At 67.9% G+C, this 1277-nt stretch carries 1 protein-coding gene and 1 pseudogene; both read left to right on the top strand.

Going from position 1 to position 1277, the window contains the following annotated elements; all coding sequences use genetic code 11:
* Positions 1-479, top strand: a pseudogene (locus EOA33_RS36115) (sodium:proton antiporter); the annotation flags it as partial.
* A gap of 98 nt (positions 480-577) precedes the next feature.
* Positions 578-1277 (top strand): endonuclease/exonuclease/phosphatase family protein (locus EOA33_RS36110; protein ID WP_127407750.1); only part of this gene is annotated, 700 nt, incomplete at its 3' end.

The following is a 1277-nucleotide window of genomic DNA, read 5'->3' as shown; positions in this document are numbered from 1 at the left end:
CGCTGTTGGCGGCGATTGCGCTGCCGGCCGGCTTCCCGTGCCGTGACCCCATCGTGCTTGCCGCTTTCGCGCTCGTTCTCTGCACGCTGGTGCTGCAAGGCATGAGTCTGAAGCCGCTGCTGCGGATACTCAATTTCGAACGGGACACGACGATCGACCGCGAGGTGGCGGAGGCGCGCGTTGCCGTCATGCAGGCCGCGCTCGACGTCCTGAACCACAAGACGTCGGCAGCGGCGGCGGTGGTGCGCGAGCAGTATGAGGCGCAGCGCCGGATCGCCGAGGACCCTGAGGACGCCCAGGCGGCGACCGAATACGATCGCCTGCGCCTCTATGCCATCAAGCGCCAGCGCGACGCGCTGGAGGAACTGCGCCGCAACGGCACGATCGGCGACGAGGCCTATCACCGGCTGGAGGAGGAGATCGACTGGTCGGAACTGGCGGCGTCGCCGGCGGGGCGGTTCCAGCCGCTGACGACGTAGGAAGACGGTCCTCTGGCCCAGCCCCGTTGCTGTTGCGGTCCATTGCCACGCTATCGGTGAAACGCTACTGCCATCACCGGAACTGAGCCGGGTAACCAATGAAGCTCGTCAGCTACAACATCCAGTACGGGTTCGGCGGCGACGGCCGCTACGATCTCGCGCGCGCCGCGCGCGTCGTCAAAGGCGCCGACATCATCGCCTTACAGGAGGTGGAGCGGCACTGGCAGCGGACAAACGAGGACGACCAGCCGGAAATCCTGTCGCAGCGGCTGCCTGACTACCACTGGGTTTACGGGCCGGCCTTCGACATGGACGCCAGCGAGCGGCGCGACGGCCGCGTCGTCAACCGCCGCAGGCAGTTCGGCACCATGGTGCTGTCGAGGCTGCCGATCGTCTGGTCGCGCTTGCACTCCCTGCCGCTGCGCCGCACGGTGCGCCCGCTCAACACGCGCAACGCCGCGCTTGAATGCATGATCCGCACGCCAGCCGGTCCAGTGCGGGTGTTCTCCCTGCATCTCGCGCACATCGCCGTCGAGGAGCGGCTGGAGCAGATCGACTATCTACTCAACGAACATCGCCGGGCGCCGTCCGACGGCGGCCCCTGGAGCGGGGCCGATGACGAACCGCAGCGCAACTGGAGCAATGGCGGGCCGGAGCCGGAGAACCCACTGGCGGCGATCTGGCTGGGCGACTTCAACATGGAGCCGGGGAGCGCCGAATACCGGCGCATCGTCGGCAGCACGCCCTACCATCGGGGTGCGGTCTATCGCGACGGCTTCATCGATGCCGCCGCCGCTG

This window comes from Mesorhizobium sp. M4A.F.Ca.ET.050.02.1.1 (assembly GCF_003997725.1).
Classification (GTDB): Bacteria; Pseudomonadota; Alphaproteobacteria; order Rhizobiales; family Rhizobiaceae; genus Mesorhizobium.
The sequence above is the reverse complement of the archived record's forward strand: the minus strand, read 5'-3'. Positions and strand labels throughout refer to the sequence as shown.